Source organism: Microbaculum marinisediminis, from assembly GCF_025397915.1.
Lineage (GTDB): Bacteria > Pseudomonadota > Alphaproteobacteria > Rhizobiales > Tepidamorphaceae > Microbaculum > Microbaculum marinisediminis.
Genome location: NZ_JALIDZ010000005.1, coordinates 66890 through 92823, shown reverse-complemented (window position 1 = coordinate 92823; position 25934 = coordinate 66890). Strand labels below are relative to the sequence as shown.

Here is a 25934-nt window from a genome sequence, read left to right as displayed (position 1 = left end):
AATCGGCCGGTTTCTGGTCATGTGCGAAGTCGTGTGCGTAGTCGTTTTCATTGTTGATGCGCGTCTTCTCAATAGGACACGCTGAGCAGTTCGTTCGGGTCGGCCGGCGCCATGTCCGGGACGACGCCGAGGATGGGGGCGATCCGGGCGATGATGTTTCGCGCCGTCGGCGCGACGTTCCAGCCCGAGGTACGGTAGCCGTGGGTTTCCTTGATGCCTTGCGGTTCGTCCAGCATGACGAAGACAAGGTATTTCGGATCGGTCGTCGGGAAGGTGCTGAGGAAAGTCGTCAAAACCTTGTTGCCCGAATAGCGTCCGTTGACGACCTTTTCCGCCGTCCCGGTCTTGCCGCCGACGTGATAGCCGGGCACGTCCGCCTTCTTCGCCGTGCCTTCTACCACGTTGAGCCGCATCAGGTAGCGCATCTTGTCGCTGGTCTGCGGCTCGATCACCCGGCGCGCCAGCTTGCGCGCGTCCGCCGCCGAACGCGGCAGGAAGGTCGGCGGGATCAGCTGCCCGCCGTTGACCAGCGCGGCGCCCGCCTCGACCGCCTGCAGCGGCGCGATCGACATGCCGTGCCCGAAGGCGATCGTCATCGTGTTCACCTCTTTCCAGCGTTGCGGAATGATGGGAGCGCCGGATTCGGGCAGTTCGGTGGTCAGACGATCGAAAAAGCCGAGTTTCTTCAGGAATGCCTGGTGGCCGGGCACGCCGACGGCGAGCGCCATCCGCGCCGTGCCGATATTGGAGGAATGGATATAGATGTCCTCCACGGTCATGATCCGGTTCTGGGCGTGGTAGTCGCCGATGGTGTTCCGGCCGACCCGGATCGGCGAGCGCGCGTCGAAGGTCGTGTCGACGCCGATCCGGCCGGTATCGAGCGCCATCGCGGTGGTGAACGCCTTGAACGCCGAGCCCAGCTCGTAGACGCCGGTGGTCATGCGGTTGATACGGTCGGGCTGCAGCGCCTCGGACGGCCGCTCCGGATCGAAATCCGGCACCGACACCATCGCCACCAGCTCGCCGGTGTGCACGTCCATGATCGCCCCGGCGGCCGCCGTGGCCTTGAACTTGTCCATCGATGCGAGCAGCTCGTCGCGCATGGCGTGCTGGGCGCGCAGGTCGATCGTCAGCTTCACCGGCTCCAGCGCGGCGTTGCGGGCCAGCCCCGCCTCGTGCAGCGCGCCGAGCCAGCTGGAATCGAGATACTTCTCGAAGCCGGCGATGCCCTGGTTGTCGATGTTGACGTAGCCGAGCACGTGCGAGGTGATGGCGCCGGCCGGATAGACGCGCTTGTTCTCCTCCAGGAACCCGACGCCGGGGACGCCGAGGCCGAACAGCTGGGATTTCTGCGTCGGGGTGATCTCGCGCTTAACCCAGACGAACTGCTTGCCGCTGGTCAGCTTGGCGCGCAGGTCGCCGGCGTCGAGCTCCGGGAACACCGAGGTGATGTCCTCGATCGTCTCGTCGACGTCGATGATCTTCGTCGGTTCGGCATAGACCGACGGCACGTTGATGTCGGTCGCAAGGACGTTGCCGGCGCGGTCGAGAATGTCGGGCCGGGCGTGGCTCACCTGCTGGCCGGGATCGAGATAGACCACCGGCGTGTCCGGCGTCATCGTGGCGAGCATCATCAGCCGGCCGCCGATGACCAGATAGATCGCGGAGAAAGCGACCATGGCCAGCATCAGGCGGTTGCGCATCTGCCTGTCGCCCGCCTGCCTGTCACGCCCGGCGGGCTTGCCCGCGTCGAAGCGCCGCTCCGCGGATCTGGACCGGAAAAGACGCGGCATACGCATTACTGGACCGTCCTGTCGTCACCGCCGGCGAAGCCGCCGATCGTGGTGTTGGCACCCGAGGGATCGATGTCGAGCGGCCGCATCGGCAGGTGCTCGACCATGGAAATCTGCTCGACGTCGAGCCGGTTGAGATCGAGATAGCGGTCCGCCAGCTCCTGGATCCGGCTCGGCTGGTCGAGATAGTTCCACTCCGCCCGAAGCACCGAGATCATCTCGCGCTCGTCGTCGATCTCAGCGCGCAGCTCGGCGATCTGGCGGGCAAGCTGCTGGGACTCGCCCTTGAAGCGATAGAGTCCGACCGCGGCGGCGACGATCAGCACGACGGCCAACAGGCTGACCAACCGGGTCATGATGCTCTTCCTCCATGTCGATGGTCCCGCGACGGGTCCGCCAGGCGCGGCACGCCGAGGGCGGCCGGATCGATCGGCCGCGCCGGCGCGCCGGTGCGCTCCGCCCCGCGCAGCCGCGCCGATCGCGCCCGCGGATTGGCGGCGATCTCGTCTTCCGACGCGCCCACCGGATGGCGCGTGATCAGCTTGAACGTCGGTGCCTCGGCGCGAACCTCCGGCATATGCCGCGAGCCGCGCCGGATCTGGCTGCGCTCGGCCAGGAACCGCTTGACGATGCGGTCTTCCAGCGAATGGAAGCTGACCACCGCCAGGCGCCCGCCCTCCTTGAGGATCCGCTCGGCGGCGGCAAGCCCTTCGGCCAGTTCGGAGAGTTCGCCGTTCACGTAAATCCGCAAAGCCTGGAAGGTGCGCGTGGCCGGATGCTTGCCGTCGCGCAACGGCCCAACCGCGCGGGCGACGATTTCGGCCAGCTGACCGGTCGTCGCGATCGGACTGTCGGCCCGCGCCCGGCCGATGGCCCGCGCCACCGCCCGCGACTTGCGCTCTTCCCCGAGCGTGAAGATCAGCCGGGCGAGATCGACCTCCGCCATCGTGTTGACGATATCCGCCGCGCTTGGGCCATCGCCGCCCATGCGCATGTCGAGCGGGCCGTCCTGCATGAACGAGAAGCCGCGCTCGGCCGTGTCGATCTGCATCGAGGAGACGCCGACATCGAGCGCGACCCCGTCCGCGGCCTCCACGCCCTCGCCTGCCGCGAGCCGGTCGAGCTCGGAGAACCGCCCCTCGACGAGGCCGAGCCGGCCGCGATAGTCGGCGACCATCGCCTGCCCGGCCCGGATGGCCGTCGGATCGCGGTCGATGGCGATGACGCGGCAGTCGGCGGCATCGAGGATGCCGCGCGTATAGCCGCCGGCGCCGAAGGTGCCGTCGATATAGATGCCGCCCGCCTTCGGGGCGATGACATCGAGGACATCGGACAGGAGAACCGGAATGTGGCGGGCCGGTCCGCCAGCGGCATCCTCAGAAGGTCCACCGCGACCCGCCATCATTCCGTCACTCCACTCGGGCCGCTCCCCGACATTGTGCCTCTCGGGGGCATGCCACTCAGCAATTGCTTCAACTCGCGCACTTTGGACCTGGCCTCTTCCTGGCGCGCGGCGAAGCGTTCCGGCTCCCAGAGCTGGAACTTGTGCCCGAGCCCCACGAACGCGACACGGTCCTCGATCTGTGCCCAGTCCTTGAGGCGTTCGGAGAGAACGATACGGCCTTCCGCGTCGAGCTTGAGGGTCTCGCTGTCGCCGTACAGAGACGTCGACAAGAGGTCGTGCTCGTCGGAGTACCGGGGCATGCTGTCGAGCAGCCCGTTGATCTCCTCCACCAGCCGGCTCCCCCCGGCGTCGAGCGCCGACAGTCCGAGAGCCGGATAGACATAGACACCGTCGAAACCGTCCCGCGCGAGTGTCGCCCGGAAGGTCGCCGGAACCGAGACGCGCCCCTTGGAGTCGATCCTGTTCGTGAAGGATGACACGAACCGGTCCATGGAGCTTCCCGCCTCCCGGCTTTACGCAAAAAAGACCCGCCCGACATTGGGCACCGACCCGGGCCTGAAACCGCTGCCGGGGCGGAAGCCGACACTGCCGGAGAACCACCCCGCGGCGCCGCCACGCCACAAGTCGGAAGGACTTGCTGGAGCCTGTTCCGTGAGCCGTGCCGCGCCCCTGCGGCCTGGGTATCCCGAACCACTGGCTTGGGATGATTTGGGATACCATGGGCAGACATGGGGGTCAATTCACAAACCCGGTTCGAGGGTGATCGATTCGTTAACCTTGCCGGAGTGTTACCGACACGCCTTAAGAACCGGTTGATTCAGCCGGATAATTTATTAACCGTTTGAATATGAAGGGAATTCTTGGCTAACAGGAACCGGGGAACGACGCGGAAACCGCGCCTCTCACCGGGACGGCCCTTGCCGGACCCGGTCCGGCAATCGATGGCCACCGCCCGTGCGACGCGAGCAGCGGCCGGGGATATGGATGCCCGGAACACGTCCGGGCATGACAGGCGAGCGTGTCGCCCGCGCGATGCGCGGTCCCAGTCTTTGGACACGGTCGGATCGGTACCGGCCCGAAAACGCATCTGCCCGAAAACACACCGTCTCCGGAGAAGGGAAATTTGCCAGCTGGCCTGTAAGCCGGGTTCTGTACGACGGACCTGGGCCCGTGTGACGACCATTCATCTGGGACGCCCGTTGCCGGACGCCTCGTGCAACCAACCCGGACGGCGGCGCGGAGAACGCCTGGCCCATGCCCGAAGACACGTGCCGTGCCATCCCTATTCGGTTTTGCTCCCGGTGGGGTTTGCCGTGCCGCTTCCGTTGCCGGCCGCGCGGTGCGCTCTTACCGCACCCTTTCACCCTTACCGCTCGCCCGTCTCCGGGCGGATCAGCGGCGGTCTGCTCTCTGTGGCACTTTCCCTAGGGTCGCCCCCGCCGGGCGTTACCCGGCACCGTTTCTCCATGGAGCCCGGACTTTCCTCCCCCTCACGGGAGCGGCCGTCCGGCCAGCTGGCAATGAGCAAGATAAGGGGGTTGCGGGGCAAAAGGTCAAGGGCGATGACGACAACAGCCGGCCATCGGCCATCAGCCGGACGAAACGAACGCCGCCCTAGTCCAGCACCACGCCGCGGCTGGTGAAGGCGAAGGCCTGCGTCCCGCGAGCGCCGACCATAACGGCCTCGAACAGCGGCGGCGTCACCGCCGTCTCGGACGACCATTCGACGACGACGTTGGCGCCGACGTCACCGCTGAAATCCTGCTGCCGGATGAGGATCTGCGCCGAGCCGAACGGCCCCAGCGTCGTCGGGCCGTTGAGCAGGTCCCGGATCTCCTTGCCGTCGCTGTCGTAGTAGACGGACGACCTGATCGTGATCGGCGCCGCCTGATCGAGGTTGCGGAAGCTCAGCGTCACCGCGACGTCGAACCGCTCGGTCGAGACGAAGCCGATCGCCGAATAGACCGGCACGTAGACGGTCTGCCCGGTCGACGTCGCCTCCTGCGCGACCGCCGTGCCCCCTGTCAGGAATGCGGCCAGTAGCAATGACGACACCAGGGACGACAGGCGAACAAAAGATCGATTGAACCAGGACATTTCGCCGTTTCTCCGTCGCGCTCCACGCTCGGGCGCACTTTCGCCGGAGTCGCCCGCCAGGCGCAAACGATTTGAGGCGGCGCAAACGGTTTGCGGAAACGGGCGGCGCCCCCCCCTAATCCGGGTCGCGGCGGGCCTTCCGCCGCCCCTCGCGTTCACAACGTCCGCAAGACGGCGTTGCGATAGGCCTCATCGATCCGTTTGCGGGCGAGCCGCAGGCAAACCATGTCCTCGTCGAGGGATTTGAGACGCGACTCCGCCCGGCGCAGGAGCCTGATCGACAGCATCGGAAATTCGTTGAGCAGGGCGACGAACGTCGCCGGATCGATCTCCGCGATCACGCAGGGCGTCAGCGTGCGCACGCTCGCGGCCCCCGGCGCGCCGTGAAGCGCCGCGAATTCGCCGAAGCAGGAGACGGCCTCGAGCCGCCGCAGATGGATGATCTCGCCCGAGCCGTCGCGCCGATGCACGTCGACCTCCCCTTCCGCCAGCACGAATACCCCGTGCAGTGCCCCGCACGCCGCGTCGATCACCAACGTGTCGGCCTCGACGCGGCGCCAGCGGCACACGGCATCAAGACGCGCGGCGACGTCGCGCGGAAAGTCGTAAAAAGGATCGATCATCTCAAAGGTCCGGGTTATCAGGTCACCGCCGCGGATGGCTGTCACCAGCGGGTCGGTTCAAGGGGCCACGCTCCGGAGTCCTCGCCGAAGCCGATGACAGTTTTATGACCTTTATGACGCGAAACCGTGGCGAGCGCCGTTACGGCGTCAGGTCGCCCAGCCGTCGCGCGGCCGCCGGTGCGTGGCCGCGACGCGCGAGACCTCCTCGTAGATGCCGGTGAGCAGGTTCAGGGTCCGCGTCGCATCCGCCAGCCGATCCGCGAAACCGGGCACGCTCTCGATCGCGGCGATCAGCAGCGCCCGGCGGATCTCGGCGAACGTCTCGGTCACCTCGTGGCCGAGCGGCGTCACCGAATAGCTGACCCCGGTGCGCGCCGTGCCGGATCGCTCGACGAGGCCGGCGGCGATCAGCTTGCGCAGGCTGTACTGGATATTGGGGATGTCGTCGCGGTTCATCAGCCGCGCCAGCTCCTTCACGCTCTTCGGCCGGTCGTTCATGCGGATGACGTGCAGAAGCGCGTTTTCCGGGCCGCTCGCGGCAAAATCGATGCAGCCGGCCAGGCACTCAGACTGCCAGCGCCCGAAGGACTCGAAGGTCCGCATCACCGCGAACTCGAGCTCGGTCATATCCACCTCGGCCGGCGTCTCGGCGAGGTGCCAGCGCCGGTCGAAGCCCGCCTGCTCCGCCGCGGCCTGCTTGCCCGTCATCTCGCGTTTGCCTGATGCCTCGCGCTTGCTGCCCGTCTCGCTCTTACCGGACGTGTCGCGCTTGCGCGCCATGGTCTGCCGCCTCCCCCGATCGTGTCGCAAGACGATAGCGATCGGGACGCTTGTCACCAAATCGATTTTTAAATAGACTTTTTATTTGAAACTTAAACTGAATAAATCGAGGAAACCCATGTCGACCAGAACCAATCCGATGTTCGCCGAGAAACGCTTCAAGCTCGGCACCTTTTCCTCCAACTGCTCGAGCGGCATGAGCGTCACCAAGGTGCCGGAGCGCTGGGACAATTCCTTCGACAACAACATCAAGCTCGCCAAGCTGCTCGACGACGCCGGCATCGACTTCATGCTGCCGATCGCCCGCTGGATCGGCTATGGCGGCGAGACCGATTTCCACGGCAGCGTGCTCGAGACCATGACCTGGGCCGCCGGCCTGCTCGCCAAGACCGAGAACATCGCCGTCTTCGCCACCATCCACACCGCCGCCAACAATCCCGTCGTCGTCGCCAAGCAGATCGCCACCATCGACCAGCTCAGCCACGGCCGCGCCGGCCTGAACATCGTCGCCGGCTGGAACAAGCCGGAATACGACGCCCTCGGCCTCACCCTGCCCGACGACCACGAGACCCGTTACGGCTATGCCCAGGAATGGTTCGACGTCGTCCAGAAGCTGTGGACCTCGACCGAGCGCTTCGACTGGAACGGCGACTACTTCAAGCTGAAGGGCGTCAAGGGCGATCCCCGCCCGGTCGACGGCCGCCCGCCGATCATCAACGCCGCCGGCTCGCCGCAGGGCCGCGACTTCGCCACCAAGAACGCCAACTTCCTGTTCACGCCGGCGATCGATCTCGACCGCTCGAAGGAGGAGATCGGCGAACTCAAGACCCAGGCGGAAGCGAAGGGACGCGAGGTCGACGTGCTGACCTTCTCGCACGTCGTCTGCCGCCCGACCGAGGAAGAGGCGAAGTCCTACGCCGAGTACTTCGCCCGCGAGAACGCCGACTGGGATGCCGTCGACAACCTGGTGAACCTCCAGTTCGCCCACGCCCACTCCTTCCCGCACGATCTGCTGGCGCTGATCCGCGACCGCATGGCGATGGGCCACGGCGGATTCCCGCTGATCGGCACGCCGGAGCAGGTCGCCAACGGCATCCTGCAGCTCGTCGACGCGGGCTTCGGCGGCACCACGTTGTCCTTCGTCGACTATGTCGAGGAGTTCCCCTACTTCCGCGACACGGTCTTGCCGATCCTGAAGGAAAAGGGCATCCGCTAACGCCTGAGAACCGGGGCGGTCGGATATCCCGCCGCCCCGCCCATTCCAAGATGACGGAGGTGCCCATGCATGCCGTCCTGCCCCGCGCGGCGGATCTGTCCGATCCTCTCGCCGAGGATTTCCGCCTTGCCATGCGCCGGCTCGCCGGCCATGTCGCGATCGTCGCGGCCGGCGCCGGCGACACGCTCACCGGCATGACGGTAACCTCGGTCGCCTCGCTCTCGGTCACGCCGCCCGCCGTCACCGTCTCGATCGCCAAGACCGCCTCGCTGCATGCCCTGCTTGGCGAGGGCAGCCATTTCGGCGTCAGCGGCCTGACCCACGCCCACCGCGACCTTGCCGACCGCTTCGCCGGACGGCACGGGCTGAGCGGGCCCCAGCGCTTTGCCGCCGGCGACTGGCGCGGTCTCCACGAGGGGGCGCCGACACTGTCCGACGCGGCCTTCGCGCTGCGCTGCACCATCGAACGGATCGTCGACTGGCACACCCATTCGATCGTCGTCGGCCGGGTCGACGGCGTTGCCGTGGGCCCCGGCGACGGGGCCGACTGTGGCGGGCTCGTCTACCGCAATGGCAGCTACGCCGTGACCGATATCCTCGCATGACCGACGATACCCGCCGCCTGTTCGAGCCGGTCGCGTTCGGCGACCTGCCCCTGCCGAACCGCATCGTCATGGCGCCGATGACCCGCAATCGCGCCGGCCCGGACAACGTGCCTGGCCCGCTGACCGCGACCTACTACGCCCAGCGCGCCTCCGCCGGCCTCATCGTCACCGAGGCGACGCAGGTGAGCCCGCAGGGCCAGAGCTATCCGGCGACGCCCGGCCTGCACGGCCAAGACCAGGTCGAGGGCTGGCGCGCCGTGGTCGACGCCGTGCACGCGGCCGGCGGCCGGATCGTCGCGCAGCTCTGCCATGGCGGACGCATCTCGCACCCCACCTTCCAGCCGGGCGGCGCCCGCCCGGTCGCCCCGTCGGCCATCGCGCCGGCCGGACACATCTACGGACCGGACTGGAGCAAGCGCGCCTACGAGGTTCCGGTGGCGCTCGACCGCGTCGGCATCGAGGCGATCGTGCGCGACTTCGCCACGGCCGCTGCGAACGCGCGCGCGGCCGGCTTCGACGGCATCGAGATCCACGCCGGCAACGGCTATCTGGTCGACCAGTTCCTGCGCGACGGTTCGAACCGCCGCGACGACGCCTATGGCGGCCCGCCGGAGCGGCGTGCGCGGTTCCTGGCCGAGGTGGTGGAGGCCATCGCGGACCGTGTCGGCGGGGCCCGCCTGGGCGTCCGCTTCTCGCCCTGGAACGGCTACAACGACATGGCCGACAGCGCGCCCGAGCGGCTGTTCCCGATCGCCGCCAAGTCGGTCGCACCGTTCGGCCTCGCCTATGTCCATGTGGTCGAGCCGGTCGGCACAGCCCCGTCGATCGGCCGCAGGATCGCCGATGCGGCGGCAACGAAGCTGATCGTCAACGGCGGGTACGATGGGGAGACGGCGGCCGTAGCTGTCGGATCGGGCGACGCGGACGCGGTGGCCTTCGCCAAGCCCTTCATCGCCAATCCCGACCTGCCCGCCCGCATCGCCGCGGGCCGGCCGTTCGCCGAGGCCGACAAGGCGACGATCTACGGCGGCGGCGCCAGGGGATATACCGACTATCCCGGCGACGACGGCGCATAGCACCGGACGCAGCAAGACAAATGAAAAACGGGGCCCAAAGGCCCCGTTCCGGTCGTCACCATCGGTGAAACGACGTGGCCGTGGGCGTCAGGCCCACTTGCCGGCCATGTGACGCTTCACCTTGGCGCAGTAGCCGACCGCGACCCGCGACATGCGCTTGGCGTAGTGGCCGCCCTGGTAGCGCATGATCGTGCCGCAGGTGTCGCCGCCGGCACGCTTGTAGGCGCCGGCCAGGTACTTCATGCCCCAGCGCAGATTGGTCTCGGGATCGTAGAGCGCCTTGGTGGAGCCGGAGAAGCCCATGCCGCGCGCGGTCTGCGGCTTGATCTGCATCAGGCCGACCTCGCCGGCACGGCCGCGTGCGCCCGGCCTGTAGTTGGATTCCACCCGCACGACCGCCAGCGCCAGCGCCACGGGCACGCCGTTGGCCTTCGCATGCTTCGCGATCTGCGCGTGATAGGGACGCGCCGACGTGGCGGCGGCCGCTTTCGCTTCCGGTTCCGTCTTGCCGGCGGACGGCGAGCCGGCCCCGACCGGCGTCGACGCCGCGTCGGCACGGCCATAGCGCGCGCCGGCCGCATTCGTCGACAGCCGGAAGGTCTTCGTTCCGGTCGAACCGGTGAAGCCCATCGCGGTGGTTTTCTTCGTCGTCGTGCCCGCGACCTTGCCGGCACGAATCTCGGTGGCATCGTCGTGCCCGGCGAACGACTCGGCGCCGGCGAGCCCCGGGGCCATGCCCACGCTCACCGCGATGCCAAGTCCAGCCAGTCCGCTTGCCAAACGGATATATTTTGTCATGCGTGTAATCCCCGCACTTGTTTCAATGTTCAACGCCCCAGCGCCGCAGACGCCGCTAAAGGGCGAATACGGCAAGAACCGGCGTCAAATACGGCAATTACGGGGAGTTTTTACGATCTTACACTTATTTACATTAATGACCAAAAGGCTGATCACGGATTATTACAAAAGGTTACATCAAGCGGACACACCCGAAGGGGCATAACCAAATCGAATGACGATCAAGAATAAACTGCTTAACAGGAATCGGATTGCCAACAAGTTGCTTAGGGATGCTCATCCGATTCGGCAATAATATAGCGCCAATTCTACACGAAAACCGAAGCCGCCAGCACATTCAAACGTCGCTTCGGATCAGCCGTTCGGCAGCGCGGCACGCAATTTGGCCAGCGTCTCGCGCGTCGAGGGATCGGCGACGCCGTCGACCAGGGCCGGCCGGAAATGGCGCTGGAACGCCGCAACGACGGTTTCCGTCTCGCCGTCATAGGCCTCCCCCGGTGCGAGCCCGTAGCCATAGGCCGCCAGGTCGTGCCGCAGCGCCGCGACGGCAGCCCCCGCATCCCCCGGCCCGAGCGATGGCCCAAGCGCCGGCCCGGATGTCACGGGCGCCGGCTCGACCCAGTGGCCAATGCCGGCGGCATGTAGGCGCCGCCACGGAAAGCGCTCGCCGGGATCGGTCTTGCGATCCGGCGCCACGTCGGAATGGCCGAGCACGCGGTGCGACGGGATCGGGTGGCGCGACAGGATGTCTGCGCACAGCGCGATCACTGAAGCGATCTGGACGTCGGGAAAGTCGCGGTAGCCGAACTCGTGCCCGGGATTGACAATCTCGATGCCGACCGAGCGGGCGTTGATGTCGCGCGCGCCCGCCCAGGACGCCACGCCGGCATGCCAGGCCCGCCGCGCCTCGGGCACCAGCCGCACGATCCGCCCGTCCTCGTCGACCACCCAGTGGCAGCTCACCTTCGCGTCGCGATCGCACAGCCGCTCCAGCGCCCCCTCGGCGGTCCGCATGCCGGTGTAGTGCAGCAGCAGGATATCGACCGGCACCCCCGCCGGGCGGGCGTCGTGATTGGGGCTCTCGCGGGTGTCGAACGCCACGGTCATCGCCGGATCCTACGGCTCACAGGCCCCGCTCGGCCAGTTCCGGGGCGCGTCGCCCGCGGCCCTCGCGCACGGTGATGATCAGCACGCCCGCGAGCGTCATCGCGCCGCCGACCACCATCCGCCAGGTGATGACGTCGCCGAGGAAGTAGGCGCCGCCCGCCGCGCCGAGGATCGGCGCGAGCAGCATGAACGGCGCGGTCAGTCCCACCTCGTGCCGCTGCATGATCCAGTAGTAGGCGGCATGGCCGATCAGGCTGGTGCCGAACACGACCCAGGCAAGGCCGGCGATCACGCCCCAGCTCAGTTCGATGGTCGCGATGATGTCGACCGGCGCGCCTTCGAGGAAGAACGAGGCGGCCATCAGCGGCGGCCAGGCGAACAGCGCGATCCAGGCCTGCATCGAATAGACGGGTACCCCGCGCACGCGCCGCATGAAGATCGTGCCGACCGCCATCATGAAGGCGGCGAAGACGACCAGCATCAGCGCGTCGCCGTACTGGAACACGGCCGGGTCGAGCCCGACGACGAGCACACCGGCGAACGAGATGGCGAGCGCCGCGATGCGCCAGACGCCAAGCCGCTCGTGCAGGACCAGGACCGACAGCAGCGTCGCGAACGGCACGCCGAGCTGGACGGCGATCGCGACCGGGGCGACGTCGGCGGCCATCGACAGCCCCTGGATCATGAACCCGAAATTCAGCGACCCGGTGAACAGCGAGATCAGCAGGACGTTCAACATCTGGCCCTTGTGCCAGCGCAGAAACCGGATCAGCAGGATCGAGACGATCAGGAACCGCAGCCCCATGAACAGCAGTGGCGGGAAATCAGTCACCGCGACCTTGCTGATGACGAAGCTGCCGCCCCACGCGAGCTGCATCGCCAGCAGCACGAGGACGTCGACCATCGACAGGCCGGGGGCGGGCGCGGCGACGCTGTCGCGGTGCCCGGCATCGGTCGTCACCGGCCGCGCTCCCGCTGGATCGTCTCGTAGGCGCCGTTGATCTTGGCCAGCTTGTCGGTGGCGATCCTGACGAATTCCTCGGGCAGGCCGCGCGAGATCGCCCGGTCGGGATGGTGCTCGGCGACGAGCTTGCGATAGGCCGCCTTCACCGCCGCGTCGCTGGCCGAGCGATCGAGGCCGAGGACGACATAGGGGTCCTCGCCGTCCGGGCGGATGTGGCGGGCGCTGATGCGGGCGAAGTCGGCCTCGCTGAAGCCGAAGATCGCCGCGACGTTCTGCAGATACTCCAGCTCGCGCTCGTGCACCGCCCCATCCGCCGTGGCGACGTGGAACAGGCCGTCGACCACGTCCTCCAGGATGTCCGGCTCGTTGGCGAACAGGCCGGCGAGCTGGCGGGCATAGGCCTGGTATCCGTCCACCGAGCGGTTCGCCAGGTCGAAGATGCGGGCGACGTTGCCGGCTTCATCCTCCGGCACGTCGAAGACCTGCCGGAAGGCGCGCACCTCTTCCTCGGTGACCACGCCGTCGGCCTTGGCCATCTTGGCGGCGAGCGCGATGACCCCGATCGTGAAGGCGAGCTGCGCCTGCTGCGGCGACGGCGCCGACCGGCCGCGATCGAACATCATGTGTCCGGCCACCGCCCCGATCAGCGCGCCGAGGGGTCCCCCCAGCGCCAGCCCCGCGGCCGCACCGCCGATTTTCCCCCATATGCTCATAGCCATGACTGTAAGGCAGTCGGCACGCCGAAGCGATGCCCGGTTTTCGGGCAACTCGGTCTTGAGCCCCGCGCGCAACGCATGCCATACCGGGCGGGCTCCCGCCGGGGGACGATCATCGATACGAGCAAAACCGAAGGGACGCGAACCGTATGCTGGGTACGCTGAGGAAGGAAATCCAGCTCGTCGTCGGCTGGGCGTCGGTCGTTCTGATCCTGATGTTCGGCAGCACCCTGATGGCGCAGGAGGCGTTGGCGGTCCGCGCCGGCCTGTTCGCCTGGCTGTTCGGCGTGATCATGTGGGGCGCGTTCACCGTCGTCCGCCACGCCGAGGAACTCGCCCACAGGGTCGGGGAACCCTATGGCACGCTGGTGCTGACCATGTCGGTCACCATCATCGAGGTCTCGTTCATCGTCGTGGTTATGCTGTCCAGCGACGCGGATTCGACGCTGGCCCGCGACACGATCTTCGCCGTCGTCATGATCACCCTGAACGGCATAGCCGGCCTGTGCATCCTGCTCGGCGGTCTGCGCCACAACGAGCAGTCCTACAACCTCAACGGTGCCCGCGCATTCCTCTCGGTCATCATGCCGTTGTCGGTGATCGTCCTGATCCTGCCCAACTTCACGACCTCGACAAGCGGCCCGACGCTCTCGACCGTGCAGGCGATCATCTTCGGTTCCCTGACGCTGCTGCTCTACGGTATCTTCCTGGCGATCCAGACCGTTCGCCATGTCGGCTACTTCACCGATCAGCCCGCCACGACCTTTGCGCCCAAGGCGGTCGCCGACTCCGAAACCGTGGACGAACCGGCCTTCGTGCCGGAGGTCGAGGAACAGCCCCACGGTGAGCAGACCTCGGCGCTCTATCACGCCGTGCTGTTGCTCGTCGCGCTGCTGCCCGTCGTCCTGCTGACCGAGGAACTGGCCCACCTCGTCGAAGACGGCATCGCCGCCGCCGGCCTGCCGGCCGCCGTCGCGGGCGTGCTCGTCGCCATCCTGGTGCTGTCGCCGGAAGCCATGGGCGCCTTGCGCTCCGCCGTCTCCAACCAGCTGCAGCGCGCGGTCAACATCGCGCTCGGCTCGGCGCTGGCGACCATCGGCCTGACGGTGCCGGCGGTGCTGCTGATCGGCACCCTGTCGGACCGGCACATCGTGTTCGGCCTGCCGGCGGAAGAGATGGTGTTGCTGACGCTGACGCTGGTCGTCGCCTCGCTCACCTTCAACGGCCCGCGCACCAATATCCTGCAGGGCGCCGTCCATCTGGTGATGTTCATCGTCTACGCGGTGCTGCTGTTCAATCCCTGAGCGGGATCGCCCCCGACCCGTTCGCCCCAAGCCGTTCGCCCCCAAGCCGTTCACGCCGAACGGGGTTGCCCGGAACGGATTCGCTCCGAACGGGCTCACATCGGGGAGGGTCTTGCGACGCGTCCTCGCCGGTCTCCGCCGCGTCGATGAGCTGCTTCAGCCGCTGGATCTCCACGCTCTGTTCGGCGGCGATCTCAACATACTGGCGCAGCCAGTCGGCCAGTGTCCGGCATGTTCTGATCAACTCTGCCCGGTCGCGCCGTGCGACCGATTCGGAATCGACCAGCGCCGAGACGGCGGACAATACGGCCCTGTGCTGACTTTCCATACGTTTCCGCTCCACGGCCCAGCCCCGAGAAGCCACGAATCGATAATACGTCCGGACAGGATTAAATTCGACGGCAAACTGTTTCGAGGCGAAAATCGCTTGAAAATCAATCCCGATTACCGCCGGCGACGGCGCGGGATCAGCCTCCAAGACGGGCGGAATCAGAATTATTGATTCGCCAGAACCGCGTTTCGACGCTGTGATACGCCCCTCTCGCACCGGACCCGTCCAGGGTTCCGATCACCCAAGCCTTTCGCGGAGCGACGGGTCATGCCGTATTCCCGGGCATTGCTGGGCTACGCCCTCGGTTTTGTCGGCGTCGTCATCTTCGGCGCGACCCTGCCGGTGACGCGGCTGGCGGTCGAATGGCTCGACCCGTGGTTCGTGACCGCCGCCCGGGCCATGTTCGCCGGCCTGCTCGCCGCGGCGATCCTGCTCGTGCTGCGCCGCCGCTTTCCCGCCCGCCATCTGGGCACCCTGCTGATGATCGCCGTGTTCGTCGTCTTCGGCTTTCCGCTGACGATGGCGCTCGCCATGCAACTGGTTCCCGCGGCGCATGGCGGCGTCGTCCTCGGCATCCTGCCGCTGGCGACCGCCGCTTCGGCCACCCTGATTGCCGGCGAACGCCCCTCCCCCGCCTTCTGGATGTGGAGCGCGATCGGCGCGGCCATCGTCGTCGTCTTCGCCCTGCGCGACAGCGGCCTGACGTTCGAAATCGGCGACCTGCTGCTGCTCGCCGCCACCGTCTGCGCCGCCATCGGCTACACGGTGTCCGCGCGCCTTGCCCGCATCATGCCGGGCTGGGAGGTGATCTCCTGGGTCGTCGTGCTGTCGCTGCCGGTCACGATCGTCGCGACCTGGTGGCTGTGGCCGGCACACACCGCCGCCGTGCCGATCGATGCCTGGGTCGCCCTGGGCTATCTCGCCGCCTTCAGCCAGTTCCTGGGCTTCTTCGCCTGGAACGTCGGGCTGGCGATCGGCGGCATTTCCCGGGTCGGCCAGGTGCAGTTGCTGCAGACCTTCGTCACGCTGATCATCGCCGCGCTCCTGCTCGGCGAGCACATCGACCTCGCCACGATCCTGTTCGCCGTGGCCGTCGTCGCGGTCGTGGCCATGGGAGGGCGCGCGCGGGTCGGCATGCGCAACGAAACCGGCACGGCCTGACGGCCCGGTGCATTGCCCGGCATGCCGGGCCAGGCATGCCGGGCCCAAGCATACTGTCACACCCCCTTTAATTTCGGGTGCGGGACCCTACGTCTCCTGCGTGTCCCACCGCAACAACAGGAGCGGGGATACTGCCATGAAAAATTCGCATCCCCTGGCCCTCGGCATAGCGATAGGCGTGCTGTGGGCTCTCTATGTCTTCGTGGTCGGCATAACGGCGATATACGGCTGGGGCGATGTCCTGGTCGGGGTTCTGGCGTCGCTGTATATCGGCTACGGCCCGTCGTTCGCGGGTGCGATCATCGGGGCGATCTGGGCGTTCGTCGACGGCTTCATCGCCGGCGTCGTCATCGCCTGGGTGTACAATTTCGTGGCGACCGGACGCTTTGCCCCCGAAGGTCACGGCCCCGAGGGCCACGGAACCGCCACGTCCCATCCCTCCGGCGCCTGAACGCGCCTGAGGCCTCGCCGCGGGTCGGCACGACCGATACCACGGCACTGCGCCGCCGCCCTCCCCTCGCGGCGGCGCTGTTCTTACCCTGGATCCTGTCCGCAAATCCTATAGCGAAGCCGCCGAACGTGCCGCCTGATCGTAGTGGCCCGACAAGGCGCGCAGGACCGCGGCATTGTCGCTCAGGAGGTCGGGCGCGAAGCCGATCCCCTTCACCGCCCGCACCAGCAGCGCCTCGCGGATCTCGTGATAGCGCTGCACCGCGTCCTCGCCCCTGGCGGTGATCTCGACCGTCTTCTCCTTGCCCGCCCGTCCGCTCTTGACCAGCCCCTGCGCCTCGAGCTTGCGCACCGCGTAGGTGACGAGATGGGTATCCTCGACATTGAGCACGAGGCAGATGTCGGCGAGCTTCTTCGACCGGGCGCGATGGGCGACCGAATGCAGCACCATCACGTCGAGCGGCGACAGCCCGCTGATGCCGGCCGCCTCGATGCAGCGCACCATCCACCGATGGAAGGCATGGGAGGCGAGGATGAGGCCGAATTCGAACTCCGACAGGCTCGCCATCCCCCCGGCGGCCAGATGCGCCGATGAGACAATCGGCCCGGGCCCTCGGGTGGATTCCTGCCCGGATTTCAAGTCAGATTTCAGGCCGGATTTCGTTGGCGATTTTGGCGGGGATTCGGGCCCGGACTTAGGCGGGGACTCTTGCGCGGGTTCCCGGGCGGGCGCCTGCGTCACCGTTCTGGATTTGCCGTGTCCGGCCATGGCCATCCCCTCGCACCGTGAATTTCATCGACAATTTATCGACAAATCGTTGACGTTGACAAGAACGCGACGCTAGTAATTGTTAGCGACCGAGCAACGCCAAGCGAGACAACGAACGATGTCGGGCAAGTGGGATTTCTGGATCGACCGCGGCGGCACCTTCACCGACATCGTCGCCCGCGCCCCGGATGGCGCGATCGTGGCCCACAAGCTCCTGTCGGAAAATCCGGAGGCCTATCGCGACGCCGCGATCCAGGGCATCCGCGACCTGCTTGCCGTCGATGCGGGCGCCCCGATCCCGTCCGATCGGATCAACGCGGTGAAGATGGGAACGACGGTCGCGACCAACGCGCTGCTCGAGCGCAAGGGCGACCGCACGGTGCTGGTCATCACCCGCGGCTTCCGCGACGCGCTGGAGATCGGCTACCAGGCCCGGCCCCGGCTGTTCGACCGGCACATCGTCAAACCTGAACTGCTTTATGAAGCGGTCGTGGAACTGGACGAGCGGATTTCCGTCAATGGCGACAAGCTCTTGCCGCTCGACCTTGAATCGGCCCGGCAAGCACTTGAATCGGTTTATCAGGACGGAATCCGCGCCTGCGCCATCGTGCTGATGCACGGTTACCGCTACCACGAGCACGAGCGGCAGGTGGCCGCACTGGCCCGCGAGATCGGCTTCACCCAGGTGTCGGTGTCGCACGAAGTCTCGCCGCTGATGAAGCTCGTCGGCCGCGGCGACACCACCGTCGTCGACGCCTATCTCTCGCCGATCCTGCGCCGGTATGTGAACCAGGTGGCGGGGGAGCTGTCCGGGGCCGACGGCGCGTCGGCCGCTCCCCGGGACGGCGTCGAGGCCGGGACCCTCACCCCTCATCCTGAGGAGGCGTCAAGCGCCGTCTCGAAGGAAGGCCACCCGCACGCCCCGCGCCTGATGTTCATGCAGTCCCATGGCGGCCTCACCGCCGCCGACCTGTTCCAGGGCAAGGACGCGATCCTGTCGGGCCCCGCCGGCGGCGTGGTCGGGGCCGTCGAGACGAGCCGTATGGCCGGCTTCGACCGGATCATCGGCTTCGACATGGGCGGCACCTCGACGGACGTCTCGCATTATGACGGCGCGTTCGAGCGCACCTTCGAGACCGAGGTGGCGGGCGTGCGGATGCGCGCGCCGATGATGCGCATCCATACGGTGGCCGCCGGCGGCGGATCGATCCTCCACTACGACGGATCGCGCTTCCGCGTCGGCCCGGATTCCGCCGGCGCCAATCCCGGCCCCAAGTGCTACCGGCGCGGCGGCCCGCTGGCGGTGACCGACGCCAACGTGATGCTCGGCAAGATCAGCCCGGACTTCTTCCCGGCGATCTTCGGCCCCGGCCGCGACCGGCCGCTCGACGTCGAGGCGGTGCGCGCGGCCTTCGCCGAGCTTGCCGCTACGATCGGCGACGGCCGCGCGCCCGAGGAGGTGGCCGAGGGCTTCCTGCGCATCGCCGTCGAGAACATGGCGAACGCCATCAAGAAGATCTCGGTCGAGCGCGGATACGACGTCACCGAATACGCGCTGACCTGCTTCGGCGGCGCCGGCGGCCAGCACGCCTGCCTGATCGCCGACACGCTGGGCATGAAGACGGTGCTGATCCATCCCCTCGCCGGCATCCTGTCGGCCTACGGCATGGGGCTCGCCGACATCCGCGCCAACCGCCAGCAGGCGATCGAGCGGCCGCTGGCGGACGAGGCCATGGCCGAGGTGCGCGCCGTCGCCGACCGCCTGACGGCGGAGAACGTCGCGGAACTGGAGTCCCAGGGCATCCCAGAGCCCGAGACCAGGACCTTCGCCCGCGCCCATCTGCGCTATGCCGGCACCGACACGCCGCTCGTCGTCGATCTCGAGTTACCGGCCGCGATGACCGCCGCCTTCGAGGCCGCCCATCGCCAGCAGTTCGGTTTCGTGACGCCGCAAAAGGCGATCATGGTCGAGGCGGTGGAGGTGGAGACCGCCGGCGGCGGCGCTCGTCGCGACGAACCCGACCATCCCCCGACCGAGACGACGCCCGAAACGACGCCCGCGCCGATCGCCGGGACCCGGTTTTTCTCGCACGGCGAGTGGCACGACGCCCCCGCCTACCGTCGTGAAACCCTGCAGCCCGGACAGACCGTCGACGGCCCGGCCCTGATCGTCGAGGCCCACAACACCACCGTCCTCGAGCCCGGCTGGCAGGCCGAGATCACGCCGAAGCTGCATCTGGTCATGCGCCGCGTCGTGGCCCTGCCCCGGCGCGTTGCCATCGGCACCGACGCCGATCCGGTGATGCTCGAGGTATTCAACAACCTGTTCATGTCGATCGCCGAGCAGATGGGCGTGACGCTGGAGAAGACCGCCTATTCGGTCAACATCAAGGAACGCCTCGACTTTTCCTGCGCGGTCTTCGCCGCCGACGGGTCGCTGATCGCCAACGCGCCGCACATGCCGGTGCATCTGGGCTCGATGGATCGCTCGGTGATGGCGGTGATCGAGCAGAACCCCGACATCGCGCCCGGCGACGTCTTCGTGCTCAACGCGCCCTACAACGGCGGCACGCACCTGCCCGACATCACGGTTGTCACGCCCGTGTTCGATGTCGGGGAAACCTCTGCCTCGTCGTCCCGGACGGACGAACGCGGGGGAGGCGAAATCCTCTTCTGGATCGCCTCGCGCGGCCATCATGCCGATGTCGGCGGCAAGGCGCCCGGCTCGATGACCCCGCGCGCCACCTCGATCGAGGAGGAAGGCGTCGTCATCGACAATTTCAAGCTGGTCGACCGCGGCACCTTCCGGGAAGACGCGCTGCGCGCGCTTCTGACCTCCGGCCCGTGGCCGTGCCGCAACCCGGACCAGAACGTCGCCGACCTGCGCGCCCAGATCGCCGCCAACGAGAAGGGCGTCGCCGAGCTTCGGAAGATGGTCGCCCATTTCGGCCTCGACGTGGTGCACGCCTACATGCAGCACGTCCAGGACAATGCCGAGGAAAGCGTGCGCCGGGTGATCGACGCCCTGCACGACTGCGAATTCGCCTACGAGATGGACCAGGGCACGGTGATCAGGGTCGCGATCACCGTCGACAAGGCGAAACGCGAGGCGACCGTCGATTTCACCGGGACCTCGCCGCAGCAGCCCACCAATTTCAACGCGCCGCACCCGGTGACGCGCGCCGCGGTGCTCTACGTCTTCCGCTGCATGGTCGACGACGAGATCCCGATGAACGCGGGCTGCCTCAAGCCGATCAACATCGTCATCCCCGACGATTGCATGCTGGCGCCGAAGTTTCCCGCCGCCGTCGTCGCCGGCAATGTCGAGGTGAGCCAGGCCGTCACCGACACGCTGTTCGGCGCGCTCGGGGCGCAGGCGGCCGCGCAGGGAACGATGAACAACTTCAACTTCGGCAACGCGACGTACCAGTACTACGAGACGATCTGCGGCGGCTCGGGCGCCGGCCCCGGCTTCGACGGCACCTCGGCCGTCCACACCCACATGACAAACACCCGCCTTACCGACCCGGAGATCCTCGAGTTCCGCTATCCCGTGATCCTGGAGGACTTCCACGTCCGCCGCGGCTCGGGCGGCCGGGGCAAGTGGACCGGCGGCGACGGCACCCTGCGCACGATCCGCTTCCTGGAGACGATGGACGTCTCGCTCCTAACCGGCCACCGCCGGGTGCCGCCCTTCGGCCTGGAGGGCGGCGCGCCCGGCGAGTGCGGCGAGAACCTGGTGCGCCGCCTCGACGGCACGATGGAGACGCTGGAAGGCTGCGACCAGACCGTCTGCGAGCCCGGCGAGGCGATCATCATCAAGACGCCGAGCGGCGGGGGCTATGGCAAATCCGCGGATTGAGCGTGCCGGACGACGGCCTGGTGGCGCGGCGCCGCGGTGCGGCCTCGCGGCCCTCGCCTTCGCAGCCCCGATAACACTGGCGTCCTAGCGCCTCGGGAACAGGCTGCCCGCCGTCATCCAGACCAGGGTGGTCAAGACCATGAACGCCGCGGCGATGGCCGGGATGATGATGCCCGGATAGCCGAAGATGACGCCGGCGAAGATCCACAGCATGATCATGTTGAGCATGAACCAGACGCGCGACTCGTCGGTGCCCTGCACCGCGTCGCGGAGCATCCAGCCCAAAAGCGGAATCGCGTAGATCATTCGAAGCAGCATCGCGTCGTAGCCTTCCTCTTGCGCCGTCGCGACGGGATGGCCTCGTTGCGGGCCGTTGACTTGGGCCCCGTCGCATTGCCGTACATAGATAGGCGCGCGCCGCGTCAGGGAACGCGGCAGAAGGTCACGGCAGCGGCTATAGGTCCGGCTACCGGCCGATCCAGGACATCCGGCGCTCGTAGAACGCCTGCACCACCATGAGCAACAGCACCATCGCGACATAGTAGATCAGCGCGGCGAGGTAGTACTCGGCGTACTTGTAGGTGAAGGCGACCGCCTGCTGCGTCACCGTCATCAGCTCGCGCAGCGAGATCACCGAAGCGATCGAAGTCGCCTTCAGCAGCGTGATGAACTCGTTGACGGTCGGAGGCAGGGCGACGCGCATCGCCTGCGGAACCTGGATCAGGAAGAAGATCTGCAGCCGGTTGAATCCGAGTGCGTTGCCGGCGTCGACCTGGCCGTGGTGGATGGCGCCGAGCGCGGCACGGTTGATCTCCACCTGATAGGCCGCCTCGGTGAGCGCGAGGCCGATCAGCGCGGCCAGGAACGGCGTGAACCACTGTTCGCGGAAGATGGGGCTCAGCTGCGGCAGCCCGTTCCAGATGATCAGCAGCAGAAGCAGGATCGGCACGGCGCGGAACAGGGTCACATAGACCTTGATGGCGGCCTTGAGCGTCGTGTTCGTGCCGCGCAACGCGATCGCCATCGGCAGGGACAGCGCGATGGCGAGCGCATGGGCCAGGACCGTGAGGGCGAGCGCGATGACCGCCCCCTTGAACAGCGAGGCCGAAAAAAGCGCCGAGACGAAGACGGACCAATCGAAAGCCATTTATTCCGCTCCCGGCGCTTCGGGACACTCGTCCGGACCGGCTACTGGCCGATACCGTCCAGGGCGTCGGCGGGAATCCGCCACTTCTCCGCGATCGCCTTCAGACGGCCCGAAGATACAAGCTCGGCCACCGCCGCCTCAACGGCCGCCTGATCGCTCGCCGGCTCCTTGCGGAAATAGGCTGCGTACTGCTCCTTGTTGGGATCGGAGAAGATGACCTTCAGCTCGCCCGGCTTCTGCAGGTCGCGGAAGGCGAACTCGGAGTCAAGGGTGATGCCGCCCGCCACGCGTCCGAGCAGCACCTGCTGGACCACGTCGGTGCCCTTGGGATAGGCCTGCACGTCGATCTCCGGCTTGCCGGCCTTTTTCAGCGCCGCGTTCACGTCGGCGACGATCTTCTCGTAGATCGAGCCGGACTGGTAGGACAGCGTCTTGCCGCTGAAGTCCTCGTAGCTGGAGTACGTGCCGTCCGCGTCCGACCGGCCGACGACGACGCTACCAGTCTTCAGGTACGGCACGCCGTTGAAGCTCTCAAGCCGTTCCGGCTTCAGCGTCGCGCCGCTGATCATCATGTCGCAGCGCTTGGCGTCCAGCGCCGGCAGCAGGCCCGAGAAATCCAGGGTGACGATCTGCGGCTCCACCTTCCACGTCTCGGCGAGCGCGGTGATCACGTCGACGTCGAAGCCGATCGGCTGCCTGGCGTCGGCGTTCTCCATGTATTCCATGGGCGGAAACGTCGGATCTAGACAGACGAGCAGTTTTCCGCCCGAGACGAAGCTCGGCGCCGTTTCCGCCTTCGTTTCCGCCGGCGCCGCCATTGCGAACGCGGACAGTGCCACAAGTCCGGTGAGGATATTCAGTCCATTCCTGCGCATGTTACCAACCTCTGGATCGTTGTTATGGATGCGGTTTGGAGACGGTCAGGTCCACTCCTCCGGAAGGTCGGAGCGGAATGTGGAAGGGGCCGGCGCCTCGCGATACGCGACGCCGGGCAGGACGCACAGCATCTCGAACAGGAGGTTGGCCGCGATCAGCGCCGTGTTGCCGGAGGTATCGTACATCGGCGCGACCTCTACGAGATCGCACCCGACGATGTCGAGACCGCGCAGACCGCGAATAATCTCCAGCGCCTGGATCAGGCTGAGCCCGCCCGGCTCCACCGCGCCGGTACCGGGACCGAACGCGGGGTCGAGGCTGTCGATATCGAAGGACAGGTAGACCGGCTTGCCGGCGAGCCGCTTGCGGATTTCCTCCATCAGCGGTTCCAGCGAGCGGTGCCAGCAGCGCTCGGCTGGAACCACCCAAAAGCCCTGCTTGCGCGCCCAGTCGAGGTCGTCGGCGTGATAGCCGCTGCCGCGCAGCCCGATCTGCACGACGCTGCGGTTGTCGAACAGCCCCTCCTCGGTGGCGCGGCGGAACTGCGAGCCATGCGAGATGCGCTCGCCGAACATCAGGTCGTTCATGTCGGCGTGGGCGTCCACATGGACGAACGCGACCGGCCCGTAGCGTTTCGCCATCGCCCTGAGGATCGGCAGCGTCAGCGTATGGTCGCCGCCCATCGCCACCGGCCGACAATCGGCCTGGGCTATGCGGTCGAAATGCGCCTCGATGCTGTCGACCGCGCGCTCGAGGCTGTAGGGGTTGGTGGCGACGTCGCCGAGGTCCGCGACCGTCAGGGAATCGAAGGGTGCCGCCCGTGTGGCCAGGTTATAGGGGCGAACCATCACGCTTTCGTTGCGGATCTGCCGCGGACCGAACCGGGTTCCCGACCGGTTCGACGTGCCGATATCGAGCGGCACGCCGATGAAGCCGGCGTCCAACTCCGACGGATCGGGGATCAACGGCAGACGCATCATCGTGGTAATGCCGCCGAAACGCGGCATGTCGTTGCCGCTCAACGGCTGATGATGCTGCTTGGTAGTGGTGGTTTCGCCCATGCGTTTCTCCTTATGCGGAAAGACTGCTGAGACGGCTGTGCTCTATCCATAGCGGCGTGAAAAATGTTACTTTCAAAAAGGCAAATGTGACTTCACTTACATTGGACTAGACGAGCGTGAATATCGCCGATGTCGATCTGCGCCTGTTGCGCGTGTTCATGACCATCGTCCGGTCCGGCGGCTTTACGCAGGCCCAGGCGGTTCTGAACCTCAGCCAGTCGACGATTTCCAACCACGTAAAGTCGCTGGAGGCGCGTCTCGGTGTCCGCCTGTGCGACCGCGGCCGCACCGGCTTCCGGCTGACCCGCGAGGGGCGCCGGATCTTCGAGGCGGCCGAACGGCTTCTGCATTCGATCGAGGCGTTCCGCACCGAAGCCCTCGCCCTCAAGGGCGAGTTGGCAGGCGAGATCCGCATCGGCATCGTCGACAGCACGATCGGCGACCAGTCGTCGCCGATTGTCAGGACCCTGTCGCGCTTCGTCGCGCTGGGCCCCGATATCCGGCCGTACCTGACCATCTCCGATCCGCCGAGCCTGGGGATGGAAGTGGCCCGCGACGGGCTCGACGTCGCGATCGGCGTGTTCCCCAGCCCGATCGCCTCGCTCACGCGTCAGCCCTTCTATGACGAACCGCAGGGATTCTATTGCGGCGAGGGCCATCCGTTCTTCGACAGGCCCGAGGCCGTCACCATCGAGGAGATCCGCGCCGCCCCGGTTATCAGCCGCTCCTACTGGCAGCTTGCCGACCTGGAGCGGCTGGAGATGCACGAGTTCGGCGCCATGGCGAATACGATGGAAGCGGCGCTGGCGCTGATCCTGACCGGCGGCTTCGTCGGGTTCCTGCCCAATCATCTCGCCGAGCCGTTCGAGCAGCGTGGCGCCCTGCGGCGCCTGCTCCCGGAACGGCTGAGCTATGACGCCAACATCGTCGTCATCAGCCGCAAGGGCCACGAGAAGCAGCCCCTGCTCCAGGCCTTCCTCGAATGCTGCGCTGTGGAATACCGGGCGCGGGCCGCGGCGCCCGCTACGCCCTGACCTCCCCGTAAGCGCCCAGACACCAGAGCTCGGTCAGCAGATCGGCGACGGCCGCCTCGTCGTCGGCGAGGTCGTCCAGCGCCGGGTCCTTGCGCAGGTACAGCTGGGTCAGGAATTCGTCGATCATGCCGCCCAACGCATAGGCGACGGGCAGCAGCTCCGCCGGGGGCTTCGGGCCTCCGCCGGAGCCGCCCGCCCGGCGCTTGGCGATCGAGGCGGCCATGCGCATGTTCCACTGCCAGTTCAACTCCTGCAGCGATTTGCTGACCGCGGTTTCCTCGCCCCCCAGATCGAACAGGCAGCGCATCAGCGGGGCGTTGGCACGGAACACGCGGGTATAGATCAGTGTCGCCCCGCGCACCCGTTCCCGCGACCCCGGGTCACCCTCCCGCGCGCCTTCCAGCCGGTCTCGCACGAACGCGGCGAAGGCCTCGATCAGCGCTTCGGTCGCGGCTCGTATGTCGGCGAAGTAGCGATAGAAGGTGCCGTGCGCGACGCCGGCCTTGGCGGTGACGACCGCGACCTTCAGCGCACTGCGCGCGACGCCCGACTGCAGCTCGGCCGCCACGCTCGCCAGGAGCTTCAACCGCGTCCGCTCTGGCTTGCGCAGATCCTCGGCCTGCGCCCTGGCCAGCAGGACCGCGGTGAAGTCCTGAACAGCCTCGTCGTCCGTGTCCCCCTGGGAATAGGCCGGGGCAGAGGGCGCCTTCATCCCGGAATCCTCGAAATATCCGCCATTGACTCCAGCCCTCAATCGAT

The 25934-nt window shown here is 67.1% G+C and carries 26 protein-coding genes and 1 other RNA gene; 8 read left to right on the top strand and 19 right to left on the bottom strand.

Annotated features, from left to right (window positions below; genetic code table 11):
* Positions 1-68: 68 nt before the first annotated feature.
* The 8 genes from MUB46_RS11970 to MUB46_RS11935 form a co-directional block, all read right to left on the bottom strand.
* The gene (locus MUB46_RS11970; protein ID WP_261616154.1) at positions 69-1799 is read right to left on the bottom strand and encodes a peptidoglycan D,D-transpeptidase FtsI family protein; all 1731 of its coding nucleotides are present in this window, start codon (positions 1797-1799) and stop codon (positions 69-71) included.
* Entirely contained in the window at positions 1799-2149 is a 351-nt protein-coding gene (gene ftsL / locus MUB46_RS11965) for a cell division protein FtsL (protein WP_261616153.1), read from the bottom strand. The genes MUB46_RS11970 and ftsL overlap by 1 nt, the downstream gene beginning before the upstream one ends.
* On the bottom strand, positions 2146-3198 hold the full coding sequence (rsmH, locus tag MUB46_RS11960) for a 16S rRNA (cytosine(1402)-N(4))-methyltransferase RsmH (protein ID WP_261616152.1): 1053 nt from the start codon (positions 3196-3198) through the stop codon (positions 2146-2148). The genes ftsL and rsmH overlap by 4 nt, the downstream gene beginning before the upstream one ends.
* Positions 3195-3689: a division/cell wall cluster transcriptional repressor MraZ gene (gene mraZ, locus MUB46_RS11955; protein ID WP_261616151.1), complete on the bottom strand. Its 495-nt coding sequence runs from the start codon at positions 3687-3689 to the stop codon at positions 3195-3197. The genes rsmH and mraZ overlap by 4 nt, the downstream gene beginning before the upstream one ends.
* Positions 3690-4320: 631 nt before the next feature.
* Positions 4321-4716, bottom strand: an RNA gene (gene rnpB / locus MUB46_RS11950) — RNase P RNA component class A.
* Positions 4717-4812: 96 nt separating this feature from the next.
* Complete coding sequence (locus MUB46_RS11945) at positions 4813-5295, bottom strand: DUF3124 domain-containing protein (RefSeq protein ID WP_261616150.1); 483 nt, start codon at positions 5293-5295, stop codon at positions 4813-4815.
* A gap of 155 nt (positions 5296-5450) precedes the next feature.
* Positions 5451-5918 (bottom strand): Crp/Fnr family transcriptional regulator, encoded by a 468-nt coding sequence (locus tag MUB46_RS11940; RefSeq protein WP_261616149.1) that lies wholly within the window; start codon positions 5916-5918, stop codon positions 5451-5453.
* 147 nt (positions 5919-6065) lie between these two features.
* Complete coding sequence (locus MUB46_RS11935) at positions 6066-6698, bottom strand: winged helix DNA-binding protein (protein ID WP_261616148.1); 633 nt, start codon at positions 6696-6698, stop codon at positions 6066-6068.
* A 118-nt stretch (positions 6699-6816) separates the two neighbouring features.
* Here MUB46_RS11935 and MUB46_RS11930 point away from each other — a divergent pair, with 118 nt between their 5' ends.
* The 3 genes from MUB46_RS11930 to MUB46_RS11920 all read left to right on the top strand — a co-directional run bounded on the left by MUB46_RS11930 (position 6817) and on the right by MUB46_RS11920 (position 9595).
* Positions 6817-7914 (top strand): LLM class flavin-dependent oxidoreductase, encoded by a 1098-nt coding sequence (locus tag MUB46_RS11930; RefSeq protein WP_261616147.1) that lies wholly within the window; start codon positions 6817-6819, stop codon positions 7912-7914.
* A gap of 65 nt (positions 7915-7979) precedes the next feature.
* Positions 7980-8519 carry a flavin reductase family protein gene (locus MUB46_RS11925; RefSeq protein ID WP_261616146.1) on the top strand — a complete coding sequence of 180 codons (540 nt, stop codon included), beginning with the start codon at positions 7980-7982 and terminating at the stop codon, positions 8517-8519.
* A complete protein-coding gene (locus tag MUB46_RS11920; RefSeq protein ID WP_261616145.1) occupies positions 8516-9595 on the top strand; it encodes an alkene reductase in 1080 nt (359 codons plus the stop codon). Before MUB46_RS11925 ends, MUB46_RS11920 begins: the two co-directional genes overlap by 4 nt.
* Before the next feature lie 87 nt (positions 9596-9682).
* On the opposite strand, the gene MUB46_RS11915 is transcribed toward MUB46_RS11920, so the two are convergent.
* The 4 genes from MUB46_RS11915 to MUB46_RS11900 form a co-directional block, all read right to left on the bottom strand.
* Positions 9683-10393, bottom strand: coding sequence for a lytic transglycosylase domain-containing protein (locus MUB46_RS11915; protein WP_261616144.1), 711 nt, complete (start codon positions 10391-10393; stop codon positions 9683-9685).
* Between the two features lie 354 nt (positions 10394-10747).
* Positions 10748-11500: an N-acetylmuramoyl-L-alanine amidase gene (locus tag MUB46_RS11910; protein WP_261616143.1), complete on the bottom strand. Its 753-nt coding sequence runs from the start codon at positions 11498-11500 to the stop codon at positions 10748-10750.
* Between the two features lie 16 nt (positions 11501-11516).
* The gene (locus MUB46_RS11905) at positions 11517-12461 is read right to left on the bottom strand and encodes a DMT family transporter (protein WP_261616142.1); all 945 of its coding nucleotides are present in this window, start codon (positions 12459-12461) and stop codon (positions 11517-11519) included.
* Positions 12458-13183 carry a DnaJ family molecular chaperone gene (locus MUB46_RS11900; RefSeq protein WP_261616141.1) on the bottom strand — a complete coding sequence of 242 codons (726 nt, stop codon included), beginning with the start codon at positions 13181-13183 and terminating at the stop codon, positions 12458-12460. Before MUB46_RS11900 ends, MUB46_RS11905 begins: the two co-directional genes overlap by 4 nt.
* A gap of 146 nt (positions 13184-13329) precedes the next feature.
* Here MUB46_RS11900 and MUB46_RS11895 point away from each other — a divergent pair, with 146 nt between their 5' ends.
* On the top strand, positions 13330-14484 hold the full coding sequence (locus MUB46_RS11895) for a calcium:cation antiporter (RefSeq protein WP_261616140.1): 1155 nt from the start codon (positions 13330-13332) through the stop codon (positions 14482-14484).
* Here MUB46_RS11895 and MUB46_RS11890 read toward each other — a convergent pair.
* On the bottom strand, positions 14474-14962 hold the full coding sequence (locus MUB46_RS11890; RefSeq protein ID WP_261616139.1) for a hypothetical protein: 489 nt from the start codon (positions 14960-14962) through the stop codon (positions 14474-14476). The two genes, MUB46_RS11895 and MUB46_RS11890, sit on opposite strands and share 11 nt — an antisense overlap.
* Positions 14963-15082: 120 nt before the next feature.
* Between MUB46_RS11890 and MUB46_RS11885 the strand changes: the two genes are divergently transcribed.
* Both MUB46_RS11885 and MUB46_RS11880 read left to right on the top strand, forming a co-directional pair.
* A complete protein-coding gene (locus tag MUB46_RS11885; protein ID WP_261616138.1) occupies positions 15083-15976 on the top strand; it encodes a DMT family transporter in 894 nt (297 codons plus the stop codon).
* 136 nt (positions 15977-16112) lie between these two features.
* The gene (locus MUB46_RS11880) at positions 16113-16427 is read left to right on the top strand and encodes a bacteriophage holin (RefSeq protein ID WP_261616137.1); all 315 of its coding nucleotides are present in this window, start codon (positions 16113-16115) and stop codon (positions 16425-16427) included.
* Positions 16428-16535: 108 nt separating this feature from the next.
* Here MUB46_RS11880 and MUB46_RS11875 read toward each other — a convergent pair whose 3' ends face one another.
* Positions 16536-17078, bottom strand: coding sequence for a winged helix DNA-binding protein (locus tag MUB46_RS11875; RefSeq protein WP_261616490.1), 543 nt, complete (start codon positions 17076-17078; stop codon positions 16536-16538).
* A 235-nt stretch (positions 17079-17313) separates the two neighbouring features.
* Here MUB46_RS11875 and MUB46_RS11870 point away from each other — a divergent pair, with 235 nt between their 5' ends.
* Positions 17314-21057, top strand: coding sequence for a hydantoinase B/oxoprolinase family protein (locus tag MUB46_RS11870; RefSeq protein WP_261616136.1), 3744 nt, complete (start codon positions 17314-17316; stop codon positions 21055-21057).
* Between the two features lie 84 nt (positions 21058-21141).
* Here MUB46_RS11870 and MUB46_RS11865 read toward each other — a convergent pair whose 3' ends face one another.
* The 4 genes from MUB46_RS11865 to speB all read right to left on the bottom strand — a co-directional run bounded on the left by MUB46_RS11865 (position 21142) and on the right by speB (position 24141).
* Positions 21142-21375 carry a hypothetical protein gene (locus MUB46_RS11865; protein ID WP_261616135.1) on the bottom strand — a complete coding sequence of 78 codons (234 nt, stop codon included), beginning with the start codon at positions 21373-21375 and terminating at the stop codon, positions 21142-21144.
* A 148-nt stretch (positions 21376-21523) separates the two neighbouring features.
* Positions 21524-22204: an amino acid ABC transporter permease gene (locus MUB46_RS11860; protein ID WP_261616134.1), complete on the bottom strand. Its 681-nt coding sequence runs from the start codon at positions 22202-22204 to the stop codon at positions 21524-21526.
* A 41-nt stretch (positions 22205-22245) separates the two neighbouring features.
* Positions 22246-23079, bottom strand: a complete 834-nt coding sequence (locus MUB46_RS11855; protein ID WP_261616133.1) for a transporter substrate-binding domain-containing protein — start codon at positions 23077-23079, stop codon at positions 22246-22248.
* 45 nt (positions 23080-23124) lie between these two features.
* Positions 23125-24141: an agmatinase gene (speB, locus tag MUB46_RS11850; RefSeq protein ID WP_261616132.1), complete on the bottom strand. Its 1017-nt coding sequence runs from the start codon at positions 24139-24141 to the stop codon at positions 23125-23127.
* A 116-nt stretch (positions 24142-24257) separates the two neighbouring features.
* On the opposite strand from speB, the gene MUB46_RS11845 reads away from it, so the two are divergent.
* Positions 24258-25175 (top strand): LysR family transcriptional regulator, encoded by a 918-nt coding sequence (locus tag MUB46_RS11845; protein WP_261616131.1) that lies wholly within the window; start codon positions 24258-24260, stop codon positions 25173-25175.
* Here the strand turns inward: MUB46_RS11845 and MUB46_RS11840 are convergent.
* The gene (locus tag MUB46_RS11840; protein WP_261616130.1) at positions 25165-25887 is read right to left on the bottom strand and encodes a TetR/AcrR family transcriptional regulator; all 723 of its coding nucleotides are present in this window, start codon (positions 25885-25887) and stop codon (positions 25165-25167) included. The genes MUB46_RS11845 and MUB46_RS11840 overlap by 11 nt on opposite strands.
* Between the last annotated feature and the right edge of the window lie 47 nt (positions 25888-25934).